The 19,763-nt window shown below is 43.3% G+C and carries 17 protein-coding genes; 12 read left to right on the forward strand and 5 right to left on the reverse strand.

Annotated elements, in window-relative coordinates:
- The first annotated feature begins 271 nt into the window (after positions 1-271).
- From guaB to recJ, 4 genes are all read left to right on the forward strand, one after another.
- Complete coding sequence (gene guaB, locus GTU69_RS11445; protein ID WP_166170623.1) at positions 272-1,738, forward strand: IMP dehydrogenase; 1,467 nt, start codon at positions 272-274, stop codon at positions 1,736-1,738.
- A 126-nt stretch (positions 1,739-1,864) separates the two neighbouring features.
- Positions 1,865-3,196 (forward strand): phosphoglucosamine mutase, encoded by a 1,332-nt coding sequence (gene glmM, locus GTU69_RS11450; protein ID WP_166170625.1) that lies wholly within the window; start codon positions 1,865-1,867, stop codon positions 3,194-3,196.
- A gap of 9 nt (positions 3,197-3,205) precedes the next feature.
- The gene (gene pdxH / locus GTU69_RS11455) at positions 3,206-3,862 is read left to right on the forward strand and encodes a pyridoxamine 5'-phosphate oxidase (protein ID WP_166170627.1); all 657 of its coding nucleotides are present in this window, start codon (positions 3,206-3,208) and stop codon (positions 3,860-3,862) included.
- Positions 3,862-5,565, forward strand: coding sequence for a single-stranded-DNA-specific exonuclease RecJ (gene recJ / locus GTU69_RS11460; protein WP_166170659.1), 1,704 nt, complete (start codon positions 3,862-3,864; stop codon positions 5,563-5,565). Before pdxH ends, recJ begins: the two co-directional genes overlap by 1 nt.
- Before the next feature lie 43 nt (positions 5,566-5,608).
- Here recJ and GTU69_RS11465 read toward each other — a convergent pair whose 3' ends face one another.
- Both GTU69_RS11465 and GTU69_RS11470 read right to left on the reverse strand, forming a co-directional pair.
- The gene (locus tag GTU69_RS11465; RefSeq protein WP_166170629.1) at positions 5,609-6,442 is read right to left on the reverse strand and encodes a putative porin; all 834 of its coding nucleotides are present in this window, start codon (positions 6,440-6,442) and stop codon (positions 5,609-5,611) included.
- A 173-nt stretch (positions 6,443-6,615) separates the two neighbouring features.
- On the reverse strand, positions 6,616-7,404 hold the full coding sequence (locus tag GTU69_RS11470; protein WP_166170631.1) for a putative porin: 789 nt from the start codon (positions 7,402-7,404) through the stop codon (positions 6,616-6,618).
- A gap of 419 nt (positions 7,405-7,823) precedes the next feature.
- Here GTU69_RS11470 and prfB point away from each other — a divergent pair.
- The 5 genes from prfB to GTU69_RS11495 all read left to right on the forward strand — a co-directional run bounded on the left by prfB (position 7,824) and on the right by GTU69_RS11495 (position 12,878).
- Positions 7,824-8,919 (forward strand): peptide chain release factor 2 gene (gene prfB / locus GTU69_RS11475; protein WP_143222687.1). Its coding sequence is split into 2 segments (ribosomal slippage): positions 7,824-7,895 and positions 7,897-8,919, totalling 1,095 coding nucleotides; the frame shifts between segments, so codons are not numbered across the junction.
- A gap of 232 nt (positions 8,920-9,151) precedes the next feature.
- On the forward strand, positions 9,152-9,454 hold the full coding sequence (locus tag GTU69_RS11480; protein WP_166170633.1) for a metalloregulator ArsR/SmtB family transcription factor: 303 nt from the start codon (positions 9,152-9,154) through the stop codon (positions 9,452-9,454).
- Between the two features lie 39 nt (positions 9,455-9,493).
- Entirely contained in the window at positions 9,494-10,570 is a 1,077-nt protein-coding gene (locus GTU69_RS11485) for an alkene reductase (protein ID WP_166170635.1), read from the forward strand.
- A 110-nt stretch (positions 10,571-10,680) separates the two neighbouring features.
- Positions 10,681-11,961: a 3-deoxy-D-manno-octulosonic acid transferase gene (locus GTU69_RS11490; RefSeq protein WP_166170637.1), complete on the forward strand. Its 1,281-nt coding sequence runs from the start codon at positions 10,681-10,683 to the stop codon at positions 11,959-11,961.
- Between the two features lie 203 nt (positions 11,962-12,164).
- Positions 12,165-12,878 carry a 16S rRNA (uracil(1498)-N(3))-methyltransferase gene (locus GTU69_RS11495; RefSeq protein ID WP_166170639.1) on the forward strand — a complete coding sequence of 238 codons (714 nt, stop codon included), beginning with the start codon at positions 12,165-12,167 and terminating at the stop codon, positions 12,876-12,878.
- Here the strand turns inward: GTU69_RS11495 and GTU69_RS11500 are convergent.
- Positions 12,861-13,838, reverse strand: coding sequence for a mechanosensitive ion channel family protein (locus tag GTU69_RS11500; RefSeq protein ID WP_166170641.1), 978 nt, complete (start codon positions 13,836-13,838; stop codon positions 12,861-12,863). The genes GTU69_RS11495 and GTU69_RS11500 overlap by 18 nt on opposite strands.
- Positions 13,839-13,948: 110 nt before the next feature.
- Entirely contained in the window at positions 13,949-14,530 is a 582-nt protein-coding gene (locus GTU69_RS11505; protein WP_166170643.1) for a DUF805 domain-containing protein, read from the reverse strand.
- A gap of 295 nt (positions 14,531-14,825) precedes the next feature.
- Here GTU69_RS11505 and acs point away from each other — a divergent pair, with 295 nt between their 5' ends.
- From acs to GTU69_RS11520, 3 genes are all read left to right on the forward strand, one after another.
- Positions 14,826-16,769 carry an acetate--CoA ligase gene (acs, locus tag GTU69_RS11510; protein WP_166170645.1) on the forward strand — a complete coding sequence of 648 codons (1,944 nt, stop codon included), beginning with the start codon at positions 14,826-14,828 and terminating at the stop codon, positions 16,767-16,769.
- A gap of 130 nt (positions 16,770-16,899) precedes the next feature.
- Positions 16,900-18,081 carry an acyl-CoA dehydrogenase family protein gene (locus tag GTU69_RS11515; protein ID WP_166170647.1) on the forward strand — a complete coding sequence of 394 codons (1,182 nt, stop codon included), beginning with the start codon at positions 16,900-16,902 and terminating at the stop codon, positions 18,079-18,081.
- 700 nt (positions 18,082-18,781) lie between these two features.
- A complete protein-coding gene (locus GTU69_RS11520) occupies positions 18,782-18,982 on the forward strand; it encodes a hypothetical protein (RefSeq protein WP_166170649.1) in 201 nt (66 codons plus the stop codon).
- On the opposite strand, the gene GTU69_RS11525 is transcribed toward GTU69_RS11520, so the two are convergent.
- The gene (locus GTU69_RS11525) at positions 18,979-19,347 is read right to left on the reverse strand and encodes a hypothetical protein (protein ID WP_166170651.1); all 369 of its coding nucleotides are present in this window, start codon (positions 19,345-19,347) and stop codon (positions 18,979-18,981) included. The genes GTU69_RS11520 and GTU69_RS11525 overlap by 4 nt on opposite strands.
- Positions 19,348-19,763 lie beyond the last annotated feature (416 nt).

The following is a 19,763-nucleotide window of genomic DNA, read 5'->3' on the forward strand; positions in this document are numbered from 1 at the left end:
CACACGGTTTTGATGGGTAAAGCCACGATTAGAGCCTTTTGCACTGGTTAGCGGGGCTTGCGGTGTCTAGGTGATATAGCGCGAGGTTTTTTGTTGTCCAGTCTGAATGAAATACTGATCAGGAAATTCAGCCCGAATTGCGGTATTTAAATTCAAAAACCCAATAATATTCAGTAATCTAAATTTATTTTACATTGCTGCCTGAAATAAGCATGAATAAAATTGTTTTTTTTGTTTATAATAGCGCACGGAAATTACCAGTGAGACTGTTATGTTGACCATCGTTCAAGAAGCTTTAACCTTCGATGATGTCTTATTACTCCCTGCCTACTCAACTGTTCTCCCAAAAGATGTCTCCTTAAAGACACGCCTTACTCGTGGCATTAACCTGAATATTCCTCTTGTGTCAGCAGCTATGGATACGGTGACTGAATCCCGTATGGCAATTGCAATGGCGCAAAATGGTGGTATTGGTATCTTGCACAAAAACATGGACATTGCTGCGCAAGCTGCAGAAGTACGCCGTGTGAAAAAATTTGAAGCGGGTATGGTGAAAGATCCTATCACCGTAACGCCAGAAACCACGGTTCGTGAACTGATCGCAATCACTCAAGCCAACAACATCAGCGGTGTGCCTGTGGTTAAAGATGGCAAGGTTGTCGGTATTGTGACGGGTCGTGATACACGTTTCGAAACCAATCTGGAACAACCTGTCAGCAATATCATGACCGGTCAGGACCGTCTGGTGACTGTTCGTGAAAACGAATCAAAAGAAAATATCCAGGCACTTCTACAAAAAAATCGCATTGAAAAAGTACTGGTGGTAGGTGATAACAACGAACTGAAAGGTTTGATTACGGTCACTGATTTCCGTAAAGCGGAACTTTATCCAAACAGCTGTAAAGATGACCTCGGTCGTCTACGTGTCGGTGCGGCAGTCGGTACTGGCACAGAAACACCAAGCCGTGTTGAAGCACTGGTTGAAGCAGGTGTAGATGCCATTGTTGTCGATACAGCTCATGGTCACTCTGCAGGCGTGATTGAACGTGTTCGCTGGGTCAAAGCCAACTATCCGCAAGTTCAGGTGATTGGCGGTAACATTGCCACTGGTGATGCTGCACTTGCGCTTCTTGATGCCGGTGCGGATGCGGTAAAAGTCGGTATCGGTCCTGGTTCGATCTGTACTACACGTATTGTTGCCGGTATTGGTATGCCACAAATTTCTGCGATTGACAGCGTTGCCAATGCATTGAAAGACCAGATTCCTTTGATTGCAGATGGCGGTATCCGCTTCTCTGGCGATATGGCGAAAGCAATTGGCGCCGGTGCAAGCACTATCATGGTCGGTTCATTGATGGCTGGTACTGAAGAAGCACCGGGTGAAGTAGAATTCTTCCAGGGCCGTTATTACAAAGCTTACCGTGGTATGGGTTCATTGGGTGCAATGGCGGGTGCAACAGGTTCTGCTGACCGTTATTTCCAGGACGCTAAAGCCGGTCAGGAAAAACTTGTACCAGAAGGTATTGAAGGTCGCGTACCTTACAAAGGCCCTATGGGTAATATCGTTCATCAAATGATGGGTGGCCTGCGTTCTTCTATGGGTTATACCGGTTCTGCAACCGTGAACGATCTTCGTCAAAATGCCAAGTTTGTGAAAATCACTGCAGCTGGTATGTCTGAATCACACGTACATGATGTGACCATTACTAAAGAAGCACCGAACTACCGTGTTGGTTGATTTTTAGTAATCAACCTCATGAAAAAGCCGTCATTTATATGACGGCTTTTTTGATTTTGGTGTAAAGTATTTGCATGAAAATGGGATGGTTAATTTCCCCATAAATGTATAAGAAGTGAGTAGAAAATGAGTTATTTTGGAACAGATGGAATTCGTGGAAAGTTTGGGGAGCTTCCAATTACACCTGAATTTGCCTTGAAGTTAGGTTTTGCGGCAGGTAAGGTTTTAAAACAGTTCAGTAATAAGAAAAAACCAATTGTTGTGTTGGGTAAAGATACGCGTTTATCAGGCTATATTTTAGAATCTGCATTACAGGCCGGTCTCAATGCGGCGGGTGTATATGTGCATTTGCTTGGTCCTTTACCTACCCCTGCGATTGCCCATTTAACCCGTGCTTTACATGCCAGCTTGGGGATTGTGATCTCAGCTTCACACAATCCTTATTTTGATAATGGAATCAAATTCTTCTCTAGCGAAGGTAAAAAACTGCCGGATGAATTACAGGATGCGATCAATAAAGAGCTCGAAAACGAACTCAAAATTGAAGATACCGCAAACCTGGGTAAAAGTGTGCGTGTAAAAGATGCCAATGGCCGTTACATTGAATTCTGTAAATCGACTTTCCCTTACCATTTTGACCTCAGTAACCTGAAAATTGTGGTGGACTGTGCCAATGGTGCTGCCTATAACGTGGGGCCATCGGTGTTTAAGGAACTGGGCGCCAAAGTCGTAGCACTTTATAATGAACCGGATGGCCTAAACATCAATCAGGACTGTGGTTCGACCCATCCGGAAAACCTGCAAAAAGCCGTGCTTGAACATCAGGCAGATTTGGGTATTGCCTTTGATGGCGATGCAGACCGTGTGATTATGGTGGATAAAAGCGGTCAGCAAATTACTGGTGATCATATTTTATATATTCTGGCAACACAGGGCTCGAAAAAGCCGGCAGGCATTGTCGGTACGGTCATGAGCAATATGGCACTTGAATTGGCTTTGGAAAAAGCCCAGGTTCCATTTGTCCGTGCCAGCGTGGGTGACCGTTATGTGCTACAAGCCCTGGATGAAAATGGCTGGGCTATTGGTGGTGAACCATCAGGACATATTCTGACGCTGGATAAAAGTACCACAGGCGATGCGATTATAGCTGCCTTGCAGGTATTGACTGTCATGGTCGAACAGAAGAAAGCCTTACATGAACTGGTTGAAGGTTTCCATTTATTGCCAAATGTCTTGGTAAATGTACGTTTGCAACAAATGTTTGACCCGTATGCTGTGCCTGCATTGGTGGCTGAATTTGATCGGGCTGCAGCACAATTAAAAGGCCGTGGTCGTTTACTGATTCGTAAGTCAGGAACGGAACCGGTCATTCGGGTGATGGTTGAAGGGGATGATCTGCAAGAAGTCACGGCTTTGGCCAATCAGCTTGCAGACAGTGTACGTTCTAACGCAGTATAAGGGAACAATATGAGTGATCTGATTAAAGACTTGAGCGAACTGCGCTTGAGTTACCAGAAAGGGGAATTACACGAAACTCATGTGGCTGAAAATCCGCATGAGCAATTCTTGAATTGGTTTAACCATGCTTTAGAAGCACAACTGCATGAACCCTATGCCATGTCGCTCGCAACTGCGAGTGCACAAGGCCGTCCGCATGTGCGTACCCTATTATTACGTGGTGCGACTGAAGCAGGTTATGATTTTTATACCAATTACGACAGTCAAAAAGGCCTGGATTTGGCAGACAATCCCTATGCCGAACTGTTGTTTTATTGGCCTGAGCAAGAACGCCAAATTCGTGTCGGCGGCCGCGTTGAAAAAATCTCTTTAGAGGAATCAACAGATTATTATCATAAACGCCCGCGAGACAGCCAGATTGCAGCGCATATCAGTACGCCACAAAGTGGTGTGATTGTCAGTCGTGAGGAACTACAGACTCGTTTTCAGATTTTGCAAGATCAGGTGAGCGATAAAGCAGAATTGGCAAAACCTGAATTCTGGGGCGGCTATCGCCTGCAACCGGATTATTATGAATTTTGGCAAGGTCGTCCTAACCGTTTACATGACCGCTTGTGTTATGAAAGAATCGACGGTAAGTGGAACTTACAACGACTCATGCCTTAATGCCAAAAACACTGATTCAGCAAAGACCGTTCATTACACGCCCTGAAAACTTCCAGGGCGTGTCACCGTTTATTGCGCAAATTTTAGCGCGCCGTGGTGTGCAATCGGAACAAGAACTTGAACTGAAATTGAAGCATCTTTTAGCGCCGACCATGAAAGGTTTGGATGCTGCCATTCAGTTGATGGATCAGGCCATTGATCAGCAAAAGAAAATTGTCATTGTGGGAGATTATGATGCCGATGGGGCCACCAGTACGGCATTGATGATTTTAGCTTTGCGGGATATGGGCGCGAATGTCGCGTATCTGGTGCCGGATCGTTTTAAATATGGTTATGGACTGACGCCTGCAATTGCCGACCTGGCTTTTGCCAATTTCACGCCTGACCTTTTGATTACGGTAGATAATGGTATTTCCAGCCATGCCGGGGTGGAACAGGCACAAGCACATGGCATGCAGGTGATTATTACTGATCATCACCTGACCACCAAAGAAACGCCTAAAGCCGAAGCTGTGGTCAATCCGAACCAGTTGGGCTGTGAATTCCCCAGCAAGGCTTTGGCTGGGGTCGGGGTGGCGTTTTACCTGCTCGCCAATTTGTCCAGTTATCGCAGCCAATTAGGAAAATCGACCTCAAAAGTGGCCCAATATCTCGATCTGGTAGCTTTAGGCACTTATGCCGATGTGGCCAGCCTGGATTATAACAACCGTATTCTGGTCGATGCCGGGGTCAAGCGCATACGGCAAAATCAGTGTCGTGCGGGAATTAGCGCATTGCTGGATATTGCCGGACGTGATCCAGCTTCTTTAAATGCTCAAGATTTGGGTTTTGTTCTGGGACCACGGATTAATGCGGCTGGACGCATGGAAACCATGGACATAGGGATTGAATGTCTGCTGGCTGCCGATCTGCAAACCGCTTATCCCTTGGCACAACAATTAAATCAATTGAACACTGAGCGCCGACAGGTCGAGAGCCAGATGAAACAGGAGGCTTTGTCTGAGCTTACTCAGCTGGAGCTGGACCAAGAGCATTTACCAGCTGTGCTCATTCTGTTTGAGCCACATTGGCATCAGGGCGTGATTGGGATTGTGGCCGGTCGCTTAAAAGAACAGTTTCATCGCCCCAGTATTGTTTTTGCCTCCGATGAAGATGGTATACATATTAAAGGCTCTGCCCGTTCTATAGAGGGCGTACATATACGCGATGCGATTGAAATGATTGCCGAGCAGTATCCCCATTTGGTCAGCCATTTTGGCGGACATGCCGCCGCTGCCGGTTTGACCATTCAGAAACAGCATTTTGATGAATTTAAGCAGGTCTTTGAGGCTTTAATTTCAAATATGGATGAGTCACTGTTTCAGGCCACTTTATGGACTGATGGTGAATTACCGACAGAACATTTTCACATTGAAACAGTCGATTTTCTGCAAAATTTAACCCCCTGGGGGCAAAAGTTTCCATCGCCGATTTTTGAAGGGATATTTAAGGTTCTGGATTATCGCTGGCTGAAAGAAATGCATTTAAAGCTGCGTCTGGCTTTGCAAGATGGTCAAATTGTGGAAGCCATCGCCTTTAATGCACGTAACAAGTTTGAATTTGATGCCATGCAGGGCAGTGTACGACTGGTCTATGAAATTGATAAAAATGAATTTAATGGCAACGTCAGTTTACAACTACGCGTGATCCATTTGGAACAATAAAAAAACCGCTCAATTGAGCGGTTTTTGTTTTTAATCTTAAAGCTTAAAAGCGGAAAGTACCGTTGATTCCAAAAGAGTCCCCACCATCAGTTGTCGTGTAATTCATACCGGCAGCAATGACTGGAGTAAAGAATTTCTGACCACGAATACTGAAAATGGTATCTGAATCTTCAATCGTTGAGTCAGCGAAGGAAATACCAACACTAAGTGTAGGATCGAGGTAAAGGTCTGCACCTAGACGATATGCAGTTTCATCTCCAAAATATGTTGCTCCCTCAAAATTGGTAAAATGATTGCCAATTTGAGTGACGTATTTTGCGCGCAAAGTCACAGCAGTCTCATCTGCTACAGAGGCTAGATTGGTAAAAGTGTCTATGAAACCATTTTTTGAAACATATACTGGATCAATGTTTTCTTTAGAAACACCTGCAGCTAACAGTAAGCCGTTAACTGGTAGGTAACCTGCTTCAATTGCATAACCTGTATTGTCATCAGATGCTTTAGCAAATTCACTTTCAACAGTCACTTCAGCACGATTTAAGCTTCCAGAAACATAAAACTGTGAGTTAGGGATAAAGAATTCACCATTAATACCTACAGTATCAATTTCTAAATCTGCAAAATCATCATCAGTACGGGCATTGGCATAGCCAAGACCGATATTGCTTGCTTTGCCTAAAAAAGCTGCTTCAGCTAGAGGAGCATTTCTAACTTGAACCCCATTTAAATAATATTTCCCGCCAATTGCATAAGTATCAATGTCGTTACTGTCATCAATGTCGGTATTTTCATATGCAGCATTAATTTCAGCTTGATAAGCATGTGCAGTTCCTAGGCTAGCCAAAAGTGCTGTAGCAAGAGCAAGTTTTTTAAGCATTTAGATTTCTCTCTTTGTTATAAAAATATGACTGTTTCTTGAACAGTTGTAACAAAGTGTACAGTTTATATTTGCCCCGTCAATGTGCAAAAACTATCTAAATGCTTTATTACAGAGCAAAAAAGTGGCCCATCCGAAGATGGGCCACTTGATGAAAAGGAGTTAAGGCACGCTTAGAAGCGGTATTTAGCAGCTACACCGAATGAGTTGTAGTCGTTATTACCCACTTCACCGAAACCAACTCGACCTTCAAGGCTGACTTGTTGGTTAAAGAATTTACGCGCATTAATGCCAAATTCATTTTGATCAGTTAAGTCGTTGTTGTAGTAATCCGCACCAACACTTAATGATTTATCAATGAAGTAATCGGCAGCAAGATTGAACTCGTCTAGATCACCAAATGATGCGCCTGCTTCAAGGTTGATATCTTTACCATTACTCAGCTGGGTCACGTATTTGGCACGAACTGTAGGATCTACACCATCATCATTGTCGTTGTCATATCCTTTTACACCAGCGGCAATTAATAGGCCTGGTGCTGGAAGATAACCGACTTCAGCAGAATAATAAGTGGTATCAAAGTCATATTTTTGACCCAATACATCACGATATTCAGTATTGTTACGGCTTACATCACCACCCAGATAGAAATCTGAGTTTGGAACATAAACTTCAGCACCCACACCATAAGTGTTGTCATCTACATCGCCACGATCGGCAAATGTTGCGTGTGCATTGACGTTGCTGGCACGGTCAAGGAATGCCGCTTCTGCAAGTGGCGCATTACGAGTTTGTACGGGGTTAAAGTAATAAGTACCATCTACACCGAAGGCACTACCTGAACTGCCGTTGTCTGGATCAATATAAGCTGCTGCTGCACCGACTTCGGCCTGGTAGGCATTGGCTGTACCTGTGACTGCTAGAGCAGAAAGAAGTGCTGAAGCAATGGCTAATTTTTTCATGGATACTACCCCTCAAATTTCGGTTAAAAATAATACATTTTTTGTTACAACTTTTAGTCTAGAGCAAAACAAAACTAGGTCAATCCACCCAAGGTTACAGAAATGTTTCTAAGGTAATATTGTGTAATTTATTTTTAACAAGTATTTGAAAAATATAAAAATATTAAAATGTTTTGTTTTATTAAAATTGTGGAGGTTTTATGAATTTAGACGTTTTTTACATAAAAAACCGAGTATTTTGTAACATAAAAATGATTTGAATCTTAAAAATGCTCTCCTGATTAAGTGTTTTTTATAAGCTGTTTTTATGCATTATTTGCTCAATTGTTATTGAATTAAAGCCCTCTAAAACTGCATCGATGCTCTGTGTTATAATTGATGGCTATTTAAGCCTAATATTCTGATTGAGAGTAATTCACGTGGAAATTAATCCTTATCTAAACCAATTAAAAGACTTAAACGACCGTGGTCTGACATTACGGGGGTATCTTTGACTACGATCTGAAAAAGGAACGTTTAGAAGAGGTTCTGCGTGAACTGGAAGATCCGGCGATCTGGAATGACCAAAGCCGTGCCCAAGCCATGGCCAAAGAAAAAGGCGAGCTTGAGAATGTACTGAATGTACTGGATGGTTTAGCTACTCAGCTTGAAGATGCCCAAGCCATGCTTGATCTTGCTGTAGAAGCGGACGAAGAAGCCATGCTGGAGGATGTTCAGGCTGAACTTGATGTTGCAGAAGCGGAACTGGCAAAACTTGAATTCCGCCGTATGTTCAGTAATCCGATGGACCCGAATCCATGTTACGTGGAGATTCAGGCTGGTTCAGGCGGTACGGAAGCACAGGACTGGGCTTCAATGCTGCTTCGTATGTACTTGCGCTGGATTGAACGTCATGGCTTTAAAGCCGAAGTGATGGAAGAATCTGACGGTGATGTGGCCGGAATTAAATCGGCGACCATTCGTGTGGAAGGCGAGTATGCCTATGGCTGGCTGCGTACCGAATCTGGTGTACACCGTTTAGTGCGTAAATCGCCATTTGACTCGGGTAACCGTCGTCATACTTCATTCTCTGCCGTGTTTGTATCGCCAGAAGTGGATGACAACATTGAAATTGATATTAACCCGGCAGATGTACGTACCGATACTTATCGTGCATCCGGTGCTGGTGGTCAGCACATTAACAAAACCGACTCTGCGGTACGTTTAACCCATGCACCAACCGGTATTGTAGTGGCCTGTCAGAACCAGCGTTCACAACATGCCAACCGTGACCATGCCTGGAAACAGTTACGTGCCAAACTCTATGAATTAGAGATGAGCAAACGTAATGAAGCGGCGCAGGCGCTGGAAGATACCAAATCTGATATCGGCTGGGGCAGCCAGATTCGTTCATATGTACTGGATGACTCGCGTATTAAAGACTTGCGTACCAGTGTAGAAACCTCGAATACTGGTGCAGTACTGGATGGTGATCTGGATAAATTTATTGAAGCCAGCCTGAAACAGGGTCTATAAGTTTATTGCGTGGAAAAGCAGAGGCGGGTCCTCTGCTTTTTTAGCTTTAACATTTGTCGATCAGCAGGATGAATGCCCCTGACCAGACAATGCTAGAATGATCTGGATTTGGATAAAATGACAGCAATTTACAAAATGACTCATAATATCGATAATTTTCGATATTAATATCGCATAAATTCGATATAATGATTTTTGCGAAAGTGCTGATCATGAACATGAGTGAAATGAGATGGACACAGAAGCGATTTATAAAGCCTTAGCCAACCCGATTCGACGTCAGATTCTGCAATGTTTAAAAGAACCTGAACGTTTCATTTCCACTGAAGAATGTGGCAATGATTTTAGTCGTGGTGTATGTGCAGGGCAGATGGAAAAAATCGCGGATATTTCTCAATCCACCATGTCCAATCACTTATCGGTGTTGCAACAAGCAGGACTGATTCAAGTGACCAAATATGGCCAATGGTCTTATTTCTCTCGTAATGAAGCACTGATTCAGGAATTTTTACAACATTTACAGCATGCGCTTTAGACTTTAATTAGTCCAGGCCAGCTGTAAGAGGATGGCTTGATGACAGATTTTTCTACCCCAATTCAATTTGGTGAACTCAAACTTAAAAACCGTGTGGTGATGGCACCACTGACACGTAGCCGTGCTACAGCAGACCGTGTTCCGACGGCCATGATGGCGGAGTACTATGCACAGCGTGCTAGCGCAGGTTTAATCATCTCCGAAGCGACAGTGATTTCAGAAGAAGCCAACGGTTATGAAAAAACCCCGGGTCTGTTTACCGATGAACAGGTAGAAGGCTGGAAACTGGTTACCAATGCGGTGCATGGTAAAGGCGGTTTGATCGTAGCGCAGTTGTGGCATGTGGGACGTGTCTCCCATCCTGATCTGTTAAAAGGTGAAACACCAGTTTCAGCCAGTAATGTGAAGCAAGCTGGCTATGTCAGCCTGCTGCGTCCGAAACGTGAATATGTGGTGCCACGTGCCCTGGAAATTTCAGAAATCCATGCCATTACCGAACAATACAAACAAGCCGCAATTAAAGCCAAAGCGGCCGGTTTTGACGGGGTAGAACTGCATGCCGCCAATGGTTATTTAATTGACCAGTTCCTGCAAAGCAAAACCAATCTGCGTGAAGATGAATATGGCGGTTCTGCTGAAAACCGTGCCCGCTTCTTATTAGAAGTTGTAGATGCACTGATTGAAGTGTGGGGCGCAGGTCGTGTCGGTGTACATCTGGCACCGCGTGGCGATGAGCACGATATGGGTGATGCCAATCCTAAAGAAACCTTTGGTTATGTCATGCAAGAATTGGGTAAACGTCAAATTGCCTTTTTCTTTACCCGTGAATATCTGGCCGATGACAGCATCAGCCTAGACATGAAAGCGCGTTCCAACGGTGTGCCGTATATTGCCAATATGCGTTTAAGCCGTGAAGATGCGCTTGAGCTGCTGGCATCAGGTAAAGCGGAAGCGGTGTCTTTCGGTAAGGCTTATATTGCCAATCCAGACCTGTTTGAGCGTTTGGTGGAAGATGAACCACTGAATGAATTGAAACTGGAAAACATGATTGGAACCGATGTGGCAGAAGGCTATATTGACTATCCATTCCTGAATAAACAGCTTGCTGAAAGTTAAGCAGCTACTTCCATAAAATAGAATAAATGATGTCACAGAGCAGAATTCATTAACATGTGAAGGCTGCTCTGTTATATTTTGCCGATTGAACATGATTTGAGGCAACTTGTTTGGCTACTCCTTTTTGGTACAACGCGGCACTTACTCTAATTAAGCCATTGTATAAATGGCAGATTAAAAAACGTGCGCTGAATACGGAGCAATTGCAACAAGAATGTCTTGAGCGCTTTGGTCCATTTCAACCGCCGAAAAACCTGCATTCGATCTGGTTTCATGTGGTGTCGGTTGGAGAAACCAACGCAGCCCAGCCTTTAATTGAACATTACCTCAAACTTGGCCATCCGGTACTGGTCACAAATACCACCAAGACGGGTCAGGCTCGGGCCAAGTCACTATTTCTAAAAGCACCTTATGAACATTTGTTTCAGGCCGTGTATTTGCCTGCCGATCAGAAAAAATTAGTCCAGACGTTTTATCAAAAATATCAGCCCAAAGTATTGGCTTTGGTAGAAACTGAAATCTGGCCGAATTTAATCGATCAGGCACAGCAATTTAAAGTGCCATGTTTACTGATTAATGCCCGACTTTCAGAAAAATCGGCCAAAGGCTATGCTAAGGTTCAAGGACTGACCCAAGGCATGCTGAAGGGTTTGGAACATTTGCTGGCTCAAGATCAGGCGACCTTAGATCGTTACCGTAATTTGGGCATGGCAACCAATAAAAGTCAGGTATTGGGCAGCATTAAATTTGATATTCATGCACCGGACAGTTTTATTCAACAGGCACAGCAATTGCAACAGGACTGGCATTTATCGGCACGTAAAATCATCACCCTTGCCAGTACCCATGCTCCTGAAGAACAAAAACTGTTAACGGCTTTCAAGCCTTATCTGGCACAACATCCAGAATTGCTGGTCATTGTGGTGCCACGTCATCCGGAACGCTTTGATGAAGTGTTTCAGCTTGCGCAAAATCTGAATCTAAAAACCAGTCGTCGCAGTGCAGGGGAAGCTATTCAGTTAGATACCCAAGTCTATTTAGCCGATTCGATGGGGGAAATGTGGCTGTGGTATGCACTTAGCCAAGCTGGCTTTGTTGGCGGTTCGCTGAATGAACCGGGTGGCGGACATAATATTCTGGAGCCGATTGCTTTAAATGTAGCGACGGTTTTGGGTAAAAATTATTTTAACTTCCAGACCATTGTTGATAAATTTGTCGCAGTAGAGGGTGTGAAAGTCGTAGAAGATGCAGAGCAGGCGGTGAAGGTTTTGATGGAGCTGTTAAATGATCACAGCGCTGCAGAGCAGCTGAACCAGCACGCGCAGAAAATTATGTTGCAGAACAAGGGTTCTTTAGCCAAACATATTGCGGTGATTGATCAGTATATTTAAATATTTCAAATGCACCATACGGCCTCATTTTTACAGAAAAGTTTAAATGCTGATTCGTAGGCAATCTCTACTTTTGAGGGATCAAAAGTAGCAAAAATCCTTTGCTGATCTGAGACAGCATCCATGCTGTACAGATCAGCGGGCGACATCCCTGTCGCCTTCCGCGTATCCTAATATGTTGAATGATTCTTTAGCAGAAGATTATGAATATTGTCCTCCTTGACCCACGCCAAACTGAATCTGAATACTGGTCTATTACCAGCAAACGTCAGTTAGAGCATCTACAGCAACATCTAGAGATTACTGTAGGTGATACGCTTAAAGTGGGTATTCGTGAGGGAAAACGCTATCTCACCGAAATTGTGGAAGTGACCGAACACGCTATAAGATTAAAACCGCTCAAAGAAGAAGATGTTCCAGCCAAGTTGCCAGTAACTTTAATTGTCGCTATGCCACGTCCGAAAGTGCTGCGCCGCCTGATTATGGATAGCGTGACCCTGGGGGTGGAAAAAATGATTTTGCTGCATAGCTATCGTGTGGATAAAAGCTATTGGCAAACCCCATTTCTACAGCAGCTGGATCATTATGTCACACTGGGTCTGGAACAGGCAGGGGATACGGTTGCACCGCAAATTGAAATCCATAAACGCTTTAAACCTTTTGTTGAAGATGTGCTGCCCGGTTTAATTACGGCAGAATGTCCTGCTTATGTAGCCCATCCTTATGTAGAGCAATCCATGCCTTTTGCCATTGATCATCCCTGTACCATCGTAATTGGCCCAGAGGGCGGTTTTATCCCTTATGAAATTGATTTACTCATAAAAAACGGCTGCCAGGCAGTCAGCCTGGGCAACCGTATTATTCGGACCGAAACGGTAATTCCTTACATATTGGGCCGCTTATTTAGCACGTGCTGATTCAGCGAGTTCTGTCGTGTCATTGCCACGATAGATTTTGACTTCCTGTACCGGATAAGGAATCGAAATTTCATGTTCAGCAAAGGCTTTAATCACGCGTTCCTGAACTTCGCTGATTGAACCTGCGGTGGTGGTTTCTGTAGTATCGACCCACCAACGTACATTCAGGTTAATCGAGAAGTCTGCAAGTGCATTGACGTTTACTGCAAATCCAGGCTGGCTCAAAATGGTCGGGTCTTTATCTAAAATGCTTAAGATAATGCTCTTGGCTTTTTGTACATCATCTTCATAACCAATCCCCACCACAAATTCACAACGACGGCGTTGATAGGCCGTGTTTACAATCACGGCACTGGTATATACCGTCGCATTGGGAATCACGATGCGGCGACCATCGGGAGAACGTAAGTAGGTTGCACGAATCTGGATATCCTCAACCGTTCCTTCCATGCCCGAAACAATAATGTCATCGCCAATTTTGAACGGTTCACCCAGCAGGATTAAGATGCCAGAGAGCAGGTTCTGGAAAATGTCCTTGAACGCAAAACCGATGGCAACCGAACCAATTCCCAGAGCACTCATCAGCTGACCCGGGGTAAAACCTGGAATGGCAATCACCATGGCAATTAAAAAGCCGATAAAGATGATGGCAGAACTGCCGACACGGTTCAGCACCAGTACCAGGTTTTGTTTGGTGTAACTACGGTCAGTAAGTGCTTTACGGACAAAGAGCTTAAACAGTTTTGACAGCAACCAGAAAATGCTAAAGACCACCAACGCGATACATAAATAAGGCAGGCGTTCCCAAAAGGCATCAACAAATTTGTCGATGGTGGAATAGGCATCATTGTATTTTGCTGTATGTTCAATGACAGTTTGCGCTGTCTTTTCTGTTGCTTCTTGCAAAAGTTGAGAGGTGTCTTGAGTTACCTCATTCAAGGCGTTTTGTTTTTCAGCCACAAGTTTTCCGGATGATGATCATTGCCGGACATTTTGCCTGAAACTGAACAAAAATTTAACCGACAATATTTAGCATTCATTGACGTTTTGTCAAAAATTGTCAGCCAACTTTAGAAATATTGAGTGCCTTTTTGAATGACTTGTGGGGGAACTTCCAGTTCACCTGTACCAAACTGATAAGATATTATGCTGCCTGAAGCCAAGAAGCTCAGAACTGCGAGGATGATCATCAACCAGGCCAATATTTTTTCCCAGACCAGTGTTTCACGCGGCAGTCCATATTTATTGCTACCTTTAGTCCCTGAACCCAAAAGCAAATACAGCCCCATAAAAATATTCACCAGTGGCAGCAGGAACAGCAGGGTCAGCCAGCCACTACGGTTCAGATCATGCAAACGGCGTATGCTAATCATGATCAGAAAATAGATATACAGCACCAGAATGGCTACGAAACCGAGTCCGGCGATTCCTGTCAGGGTATTGACGAACTGATTGTCCATCGACAGGGTATGAAAGTTAAAGATACCCATGGTCAGGCTAAGAGCAATGGTGGCAAAGAAAGCAATCAGATGCACAAACCCATACCAGCCAATTGAACTCAGACGACCAAAACGACCTTCTGGAGAGAGTGGATTATCTGACCTGGCCGGTTGGACGCGGGAAAAAAAGGAGGAGTCGTCGTGCGGGTTCATACGCGTTTTCCAAATAAAATTCAGAGAAGAAAAATATTGTATTTTGTAAAGTTAACAGTACGTTCTATGCTTAAATTATAAGATTAAAAGAACAGGTCAGATACTCATAGAACCATATTTTTTTGTTGAATATGATGAGAGGTCTGTGTTTTAAATTGTATAAATAAACTACGACCAAAGCATGATTGAAGCGGTTGAAAAATAATCGCCATACTGTAAATACGCAGTCAATAAATAAAGCAATAACGCGGCATAACATCTCGTGATGAGATGAATAAGATCAAGGAAGTAAGCAATGAATGAAATCTATCCTGTACCAGAAGAATTTAAAAAAACCGCTCGCACCAATGAGTCTGAATATTTCGAGCGTTATCAGAAATCCATCGAGCAGCCTGATGAATATTGGGCTGAACAGGCCAGCAAGCTGGACTGGATCAAACCGTTTACCCAGGTCAAAAATACCAGTTTTGACAAGGACAATTTCAAGATTGAATGGTTCGCTGATGGCCAGCTAAACCTCAGTGCCAACTGTTTGGACCGTCATCTCAAGGAACACCCTTATAAACCGGCGATTATCTGGGAGGGTGATCACCCGTCCCGTCATAAGATTATTTCCTTTAACGAACTTTATGATGAGACCTGCCGTTTTGCCAATGTCCTGAAAAAGAACGGGATTAAAAAAGGCGACCGGGTGGTGCTATATATGCCGATGGTTTCGGAAGCCGCAATTGCGATGCTGGCCTGCGCCCGGATTGGTGCGGTACATTGTGTGGTATTTGGCGGCTTTTCACCAGATTCTCTGGCCAGCCGGATTGAAGATAGTCAGGCTAAAATGGTGATTACCGCCGATTCCGGCATGCGCGGCGGCAAGCCGATTCTGCTTAAAGCCAATGTTGATGAAGCCTTGAAAATTGCCGGGACTGAATCGGTTGAACATGTGATTGTGGTACACCGTACTGGCAACCCGATTGAAATGCAGCCAGGGCGTGATCTGTGGTATCACATGGAAATCATGTCGGTGAATGAAATCTGCCCGCCTGAACCGATGAATGCCGAAGATCCGCTATTCATTCTGTATACCTCGGGTTCGACCGGCAAGCCTAAAGGAGTGTTGCATACGACCGGTGGCTATCTGACTTATGTGAATTCCACTTTCCGCGAAGTGTTCGATATCAAGCAGGATGATGTGTTTTGGTGTACTGCGGATGCGGGCTGGATTACCGGGCATTCCTATGTGATCTATGGCCCACTTTCCAATGGCACCACCACGGTGATGTTTGAAGGTGTACCGCAATATCCAACTTGGGCGCGTACCGGTCATATTGTCGATAAGCACAATGTTTCCATCCTCTATACCGCACCCACGGCGATTCGTGCCATGATGCGCGAAGGCGATGCCTTCGTTCGGGAAAGTGACCGCAGCAGCTTGCGCCTGATCGGTTCGGTGGGTGAGCCGATTAACCCGGAAGCCTGGAACTGGTATTATACCGTGGTCGGTGAAAGCCGCTGTCCAATTGTCGATACCTGGTGGCAAACCGAGACTGGCGGAATCCTGATTTCACCTTTGCCGGGTGCAACCGATTTAAAACCCGGTTCTGCAACCCGACCATTGTTCGGCATACAACCCGCCATCGTCGATGCTGAAGGCAAGGAACTTGAAGGTGAAGCCGAAGGCAACCTGATCATTAAGGATTCCTGGCCGGGTCAGATGCGTACCATCTGGGGTGATCCTGAACGTTTTATCGAAGCCTATTTCTCGACTTATCCGGGGACGTATTTCACCGGAGATGGTGCCCGCCGTGACAAGGATGGCTATTACTGGATTACCGGACGCGTCGATGACGTACTGAATGTTTCTGGCCACCGTTTGGGTACGGCAGAAGTGGAAAGTGCCTTGGTAGCGCATGAGCATGTCGCTGAAGCGGCGGTGGTCGGTATGCCGCATGATATTAAGGGACAGGGTATCTGTGCATTCGTCACCTTACAGGCAAATTTTGAGGAATCCGAAGAGCTGCGTCATGAACTGATTAACTGGGTGCGTAAGGTTTTGGGACCCGTAGCTACACCGGATGCCCTGTATTGGGCTCCAGCTTTACCGAAAACCCGTTCCGGTAAAATCATGCGCCGTATTTTAAGAAAAATTGCCGCCAATGAACTGGACACTTTAGGAGATACTTCAACCCTGGCCGACCCACAGGTGGTGAACAATCTGATTGCAACGGTCTATCCCGATAAATAAGTCATTTATAAAAATACCGCCTGAAAATGAGGCGGTATTTTTATTTTATGTATAAGCACAGCAGGCATTCAGATAAAGCAGCAAAACATCATCTGCTAAGCTAAAAATATAGCAATAATCAGATCATATTATGAATGCTTCATCCCCGCTTTTAACTTCAAATCCATTATACATCGCTCAACAACTGGCGGAACAGTTTGCAACCACTGCTGCTGAACGTGATAAACAGGGCGGCAACCCAAAACAGGAGCGTGATTTAATCCGTCAAAGTGGTTTATTGGGGCTGTCTATTCCTGTGCAATATGGCGGTCAGGGCGCAGACTGGAAAACAGTTTTTCAAACCATTCAGACTATTGCCCAGGTCGACAGTTCACTGGCACATGTTTATGGTTTTCATCATTTGCTGATTGCGACGGTGCAACTGTTTTCCCAGCCTGAACAGTATGGAAAATGGTTGGAGCAAACTGCAAAAGAAAACCTGTTTTGGGGCAATACTTTAAATCCCTTAGACCGACGAACCATTGCAACCCAAGTGTCTGAAAATGCATATCTATTTCATGGCGACAAAAGCTTCTGTTCAGGTTCGATCGATTCCGATGTATTGCTCTGCTCAGCTTACAACGATGAAGGTAAATTGTTGATAGGTGTGATTCCGACAGCCCGAGAAGGGGTGAGCTTCTTAGGTGACTGGAACAATATGGGACAACGCCAGACTGACAGCGGTACCAGTCATTTTGAGCAGGTTAAAATTAAAAAAGATGAGTTATTGCTCAATCCGGGACCCCTGAGTACGCCGTATTCAAGTTTACGTCCGTTGATTGCGCAACTGATTTTTGTGCATCTGTTTTTAGGCGTGGCAGAAGGCGCTTTTGCAACTGCCAGACAAACCGTACAGAGCCAAAAAGCCTGGTCCAAATCCTTGGTGGAAAATGCGGTCAATGATCCGTTTACGCAAAAGCACTTTGCCGAATTTTATGTACAGTTGGAAGGCGTACGTTTACTGGCAGCTAAAGCGGTTCAGAGCTTACAGACGGCATGGGATCTAGGCAATGACCTCACTGCTGAACAGCGCGGTGAAGTGTCTATTGCAATTGCGACTGCCAAAATTGCGGCGACCAATACCTCGTTGTATATCACACAAAATATTTTTCAGGTGATGGGTGCACGTGCCACCACAGCCCAATTAAATCTGGACCGTTTCTGGCGTAATGTGCGTACCCAAACTTTGCATGACCCGGTGGATTATAAATATCAGGAAATTGGGGAGTGGGTGTTAACGGCTAAAGTACCTGATCCGAGTTTTTATTCGTAATGAAATCAGAAAATGCCATTTTATGAAATGGAGCCTTTTTACTTCTAGATTTAAAAATGAATTAAGAGCGTGGAACGTGAAAAATCACTTAAAAAAGCCTAATTTGTGAAGATTAGGCTTTTAGTTATATTTAAATAATTGATTTATATAAAATAAATTTTAATTTCGTATAAGGTGTATTATGTTAATTTTAGAAAAACTAAAATTTAGTGAGTTTTTTTGTGAGTAATAATGCATTAACGTGGTTGGGGCTCTTACTTGGATTCCTACTCTATCCAATAATTATATTCTTTCTGCTCGCTCAAAGACACAGTGGTTTAAACTATATTAATGATTTATCTAGTTTTAATAAAATAGTTGTTTTCATATCTTGTGCTTTAATATTTCTCATACCAACTTGGAATGAAAGATGTCTTATAGACAGTGAAGGGAAAAGCCCACATTGGTATCAAAGATATTTTGTGCCTTTGATATATTTCATAATTGGAACCATTTTTACAGGAATGTTCTTCATTTTAATTATTAGATAGCTTTTCCAAATGACCTCTATAGCTAAATTACTTTTTTATGATACATTCTTATAATTATAAGATATTGATATAATTAACTTTATTAAAGATATTCTTCGTAACATGCAAAATCAGTTTAGCTATATCTAACATAATGGCTGTTATACGAAATAAAAAAGGAAGGAAAGGCAGTGGGAGATTTTTTAATATTTATTGGACTAATCATCAGTATTGTAGGGACGTTTATTGGTCCTCATGTATTTCGTGAAAAAGTAAATAATCATATGGATGCAAAGGCAGCAAGCTTCTTAGGAATGTTACCTGGTGTCTTAGTTATGTTTGTTGGTTCTTTTTTTAAAGAAAAAACCTATAGCCATCAAGTATATCTTTAGAGTGAATAGCCACCGATCTGACGATTTAAACGTCTTTTTAATACAAAAAATGAAATAAAGAGAATAGATAGGATTAATAAAAAACGTATTACATAAATCGGAAATACTAACGATTTCTCCCAGCGTTTACTTACATTCGGATCAGTAATAAATACAAAATTATCATCTGAAGTGGTTCTCTGAAAAATAATTTTTTTTATCAAAATATTAGATTTTGAAACTGAGTTAGTATCAATTATTTCGCCTTCTATTTTTATTATATTTTTCAATTGGTTGATCTCACAAAAACTCTCATTTTTACTTTCCAAATATGCACAATTAGCTATGTATTTTTTCTTATCTTCAACCCAAATTAGAGATGTCATTCTCCCCTGTTTTATATCAAAAGTAGGGCTTTCTAGATAAATTGGCAGCTTAGATATAGGAGTTATAAGATAGGGATTCAGAAACAATATTAGCGACCAAAAAATAATTGTTGGGATTATAAAAATAAAGATATTCTTGTAAAAAAATAGATATATTTGGGATAAGGGAGACTTTATTTCCTCTGTAACCCAATTTCTAATGTTTCGCATGTATTCCTATTCTAAGTAATGATCAATCACAAACATAATATACAAGTACTTAAGTATGCTCCTCTATTTAACATAATGGTCGTTATACGAAACGATTTTTGTAAGCCCAAAGTAGAAATGTCCGGTTTCTCCAAAGTAAAAATGTCCGCTTTTAGAATACGCACTTTTGCGATTATCGAAGCGGACGGTTTGATATGTTGGTGTCT

Source organism: Acinetobacter sp. SA01, assembly GCF_011319235.1.
Taxonomy (GTDB): Bacteria; Pseudomonadota; Gammaproteobacteria; order Pseudomonadales; family Moraxellaceae; genus Acinetobacter.

What these genes read in the sequence shown, in the direction of transcription:
- guaB (WP_166170623.1), top strand. Translation starts at nt 272, where the DNA reads ATGTTGACCATCGTTCAAGAAGCTTTAACCTTCGATGATGTCTTATTA.
- glmM (WP_166170625.1), top strand. Translation starts at nt 1,865, where the DNA reads ATGAGTTATTTTGGAACAGATGGAATTCGTGGAAAGTTTGGGGAGCTT.
- pdxH (WP_166170627.1), top strand. Translation starts at nt 3,206, where the DNA reads ATGAGTGATCTGATTAAAGACTTGAGCGAACTGCGCTTGAGTTACCAG.
- recJ (WP_166170659.1), top strand. Translation starts at nt 3,862, where the DNA reads ATGCCAAAAACACTGATTCAGCAAAGACCGTTCATTACACGCCCTGAA.
- GTU69_RS11465 (WP_166170629.1), bottom strand. Translation starts at nt 6,442, where the DNA reads ATGCTTAAAAAACTTGCTCTTGCTACAGCACTTTTGGCTAGCCTAGGA.
- GTU69_RS11470 (WP_166170631.1), bottom strand. Translation starts at nt 7,404, where the DNA reads ATGAAAAAATTAGCCATTGCTTCAGCACTTCTTTCTGCTCTAGCAGTC.
- GTU69_RS11480 (WP_166170633.1), top strand. Translation starts at nt 9,152, where the DNA reads ATGGACACAGAAGCGATTTATAAAGCCTTAGCCAACCCGATTCGACGT.
- GTU69_RS11485 (WP_166170635.1), top strand. Translation starts at nt 9,494, where the DNA reads ATGACAGATTTTTCTACCCCAATTCAATTTGGTGAACTCAAACTTAAA.
- GTU69_RS11495 (WP_166170639.1), top strand. Translation starts at nt 12,165, where the DNA reads ATGAATATTGTCCTCCTTGACCCACGCCAAACTGAATCTGAATACTGG.
- GTU69_RS11505 (WP_166170643.1), bottom strand. Translation starts at nt 14,530, where the DNA reads ATGAACCCGCACGACGACTCCTCCTTTTTTTCCCGCGTCCAACCGGCC.
- acs (WP_166170645.1), top strand. Translation starts at nt 14,826, where the DNA reads ATGAATGAAATCTATCCTGTACCAGAAGAATTTAAAAAAACCGCTCGC.
- GTU69_RS11515 (WP_166170647.1), top strand. Translation starts at nt 16,900, where the DNA reads ATGAATGCTTCATCCCCGCTTTTAACTTCAAATCCATTATACATCGCT.
- GTU69_RS11525 (WP_166170651.1), bottom strand. Translation starts at nt 19,347, where the DNA reads ATGACATCTCTAATTTGGGTTGAAGATAAGAAAAAATACATAGCTAAT.